Source organism: Bartonella sp. ML70XJBT.G (assembly GCF_028618575.1).
Lineage (GTDB): Bacteria > Pseudomonadota > Alphaproteobacteria > Rhizobiales > Rhizobiaceae > Bartonella.
Genome location: NZ_JAQITA010000057.1, coordinates 1 through 3,595, shown reverse-complemented (window position 1 = coordinate 3,595; position 3,595 = coordinate 1). Strand labels below are relative to the sequence as shown.

3 protein-coding genes are annotated in these 3,595 nt (G+C 37.3%); all 3 read right to left on the bottom strand.

Annotated elements, in window-relative coordinates:
* Window positions 1-1,996, bottom strand: a 1,996-nt coding sequence (locus tag PVV64_RS10110) for a DUF6990 domain-containing protein (RefSeq protein ID WP_273760860.1), incomplete at its 3' end; no start/stop codon positions are given.
* Window positions 1,997-2,002: 6 nt separating this feature from the next.
* Window positions 2,003-2,356: a hypothetical protein gene (locus PVV64_RS10105; RefSeq protein WP_273760859.1), complete on the bottom strand. Its 354-nt coding sequence runs from the start codon at window positions 2,354-2,356 to the stop codon at window positions 2,003-2,005.
* A gap of 122 nt (window positions 2,357-2,478) precedes the next feature.
* Window positions 2,479-3,595: VENN motif pre-toxin domain-containing protein (locus PVV64_RS10100; protein WP_273760858.1), on the bottom strand; the 1,117-nt coding region annotated here is incomplete at its 5' end.

The window sequence follows — 3,595 nt, the reverse complement described above, 5'->3', positions numbered from 1 at the left end:
CACGATCAGCCAATTGATAGCTTGCCATATGGTCATCTTCATCGATTTTTTCAATTGTCCAGCCTAAGCTTTTTAAAAGTGCTGTAGCACTTTCCATGGTCAATGGAGCATCTCTATCATCCGTTTCCTCTACCTCCTCTGTCGCTTCAACAGCTGCTGTTTGAGAAATAACAGATGTTGTTTGTGGATCCAAGCTTAAAATTGGAGTGTTTTTGGGAAAACCGGTCCGATAACCCCGTGCAAGAGTGAGGAGATTATCAATTCTATATTTTGAGATTTCTTCCACAAAACCTAAAGGATTTCCCTTTCTAAAATTCTCCTTGTAAGATTTGAGCTTTTCAATATCCCCAATCAAAACAAGCGCAATAAGGTGACGCGCTACAAGATCAAGTTCACTATCTGGAGACAACGCGGCATAATCATAAATGATTTGATTGACATTTTGCCGATCTGCCCATTCAAGTATATCTGTACAAACCTGCTTTAGCTTGCCTTCATCCAATTCAGTACTAGAAACTGTATAAACTTCTTCTGCTTCTTTGAGGGCTATATATTGAGGCATATTATAGAAAATCTCTCTATGAGCAGTGGAAAAGCCAAGTGTTGAAAGGGAAACCTTAAATGCAACAATTGGCTCTTCTTCATCACTTTGAAGACTGTACATTATATTGATGATACGGTCTTTACTGATAAAATAGGCATTACGATCATAGTTTTTATCCCGATAAACTGTCCAACCCATTTGTTTTAATTGCTCAGCAACTTTATTGAAAGTAATCAAAGCTTTCGGACAAAGATGCGCTTCAGCTGCTTCTCTCTCATTAAGAATTTTTAGATGTTTTTCAGCAAATTCAACGGCATGATTAACATATTTTTCTACTTCATCATCATCCAAATGTTCAGAAATCGTACCTACCGCAATGGAGTTTTGATAAAATCTCAGTACATCGATCTTTCCTGTCAACGCTAAACAAGCCAAATGCCAAATTATATCTGTATTGTAGCTATATTTTTGAACAAGAGTTTTGCTTTCAATCGATGCTTGCAAATCTTGGGCGCGCGCCCATTGTATTATCCGCTCAGAGATTTTTGTCAACTCTTGCTCATTCAACGTCTCTACACAAATATCAATTCCTTTACCAAAACCGCTAAAAATCCCTCCCCCAATCGTGTTAAAAGAATTATAAATATTTGTAGGTGATATACACCGATACTCCTCACTATAATGAATATATTTGCAAGCTACAGAAATCTCTTCATTAGAGATCTCAGCTTCAAGACGGACATTGTACTGATCATGGAGATGTACAAAACCAAAATCAAACTGAATAAAGCGATCTGGCAAAGAGAGCCACATTTTTCCAGGTTCCGTAGAAAACCACCCTTGGGTTTTAAGAATACGGCTTGCTGCAGTAAGGCTTATCGAGCGCTGTTTGGGCTTTTTACGCGTTAGAATATCGTTTAACTCCCCGTTTTTATAAGCCTGCGCAAAAAGAACAAGGCGATCAGTCCACGTCATCATTTTATAATCAGAAAATTCTGGCCCAAATAATTGGGGCGTAGACTCATAACTCCTTAAAGATTCTATATCGCCAAGCAATGCTTGTGCAACAAGAGAATGATTAGCCGCTTCCTCGCACAACTTTTGTTCAATATCTTGTGCTTGTGCCCAAGCAATTACTTTGTTTAAAGCTTCCTCAATATGGTTCTCAGAAAGATCCGGTACTGTAATCCCGAAATCACCTACTTCTGGATAAAGTACATATCCATACCGCGACTTTTTTCCCCTAGAATATTCACAAGCAAGACTATAAGAAGCAGTTGTAAGACTAGCTAATAACCAAAATTTCTCACCATCCTTTTCATGTTTTACACCATAGCTCAAATCTACAATGCGATCGGGAAGATAATAATAGGCAAATGTATCGCCTACTTCATCACGATAAGGCTCACAGCCAAGACTTTTTAATATTTCTGCTGCATCTTTAGTTTGCATAATGCTTCACTCTTCTCCAATCCCCGGATAACAGCTAACTGTGTAAGCAATTATTCTATTCCACTCTTTGTTTATTTGATTTTCACTCCAATTGTCTCTAAACTCTTTCAGCAGCTCTGCATCTCCTTCAAATTTTTTCAAATCTTCTTGGTATTTATTAAGCTTTTCCTTATTTTCCTCTAAATACCGTTTCATAATTTTTCCAAAAGGTTTTGCATCTCCTGTCTTATAGGCTATTTCAAACTCTTTTTGACATTCTGTTAATTGAGAATTACCAGTTTTTATATCAGTAACTTTTAATACACCTTTTTCCACATAAATAATATCAGGGCGGTATATTTTTTTTAAAGCAAAGTTCACAGATCATTCTCCACAATTTAAAGATTATTCCTGTTAATATTAATCTACTGCCGTCGATGATAGCTAATCTCACAACTACCAACTTAGCTTTCAAAGTTTTGTTATATTTTTAATTTTCCTCATCACTCAATTTCCTTAAGTCCTGGATAACGAAAAAGATTAAAGTTGGTTTTTTCTAACTTATTACTTAATTGTTCTTTAATCCAGTTTTGATTGGCTTCTCTCAATTGATCTTGATTTCCTTTAAAATTTTTGAAATCTGCTTGATATTTTTCTAAGAACTCTTTGTTCTCTTTAAGAAATTTTATATAACCTCCTTTTGTAGGCTCTGCCTTTCCCCCTTCAAATGCGTCTTTCAAAATTATTTGGTTTCCAGTTAAATCAGCATTCTCTCCTGTTTTTACCTCACCAATTTCTATTTTACCATCCTTTATATAAACAATATCCGCACGAGATCTTATTGTCTTATTACCATTTTTAGTTTTGAATACCATTTCTGTCTCGCATACTATACAGCCTTCATCCTTTAATTCTTGTTTTTTCTCATCGCGTTTTTTGTCATGATGCTTCCTGACTTGCTGAAGTAGGTTACTCTTGCCATCATTATTATTTTGTGGTTCTTTGTTGTTTCCGTTTTTTGTCTTATTTTTACTTTCCTTCTGAGAATTTTTATCTTTTTCTTCTTTTGAGTTTTGATTTGTTTTTTCGCTATCTTCTGCAGAATTTTTCGAAGCAAACCAATAGGCAAGAAAATCAGCTATAGCCGACCTATTGCTAGAAGATTGAACAAGAGTTGCTCCGCCAGCCATAAAAAGGGACAGAGCTGTCAATTCTTCTGGTGCAAGCGATGCAACGAATGCTACGAATGCTGCTACTGCAGGAAGAAAATTATTTTCCGCAGCATTACCTGCAGCATCCGCGCCGGTATTGACATCCCCACCAGCAAGGGCAGCTGCAAAGCCCCCCGCAATGCGGGAAATATCAATGGCATGATCATTAAAATCAGCAAACTGTGCTTCAATCTTTGCATTGATACGCGCTTGTTCTTCTGCCGTTGGAATACGACCATCCAATGCTGCTATTTCTTTTTGTATAAAATTTTTGGACCACAGTTTAAACTGGAGCATGGCGGTTGCTTCACCCACTGCACCACCAATCGCACCGGCACGACAATCACCATTCGCCGTAGCACCTACAAGACAGCCAAGACCGGCATGAGCTATAATTTGTGTCACTGTG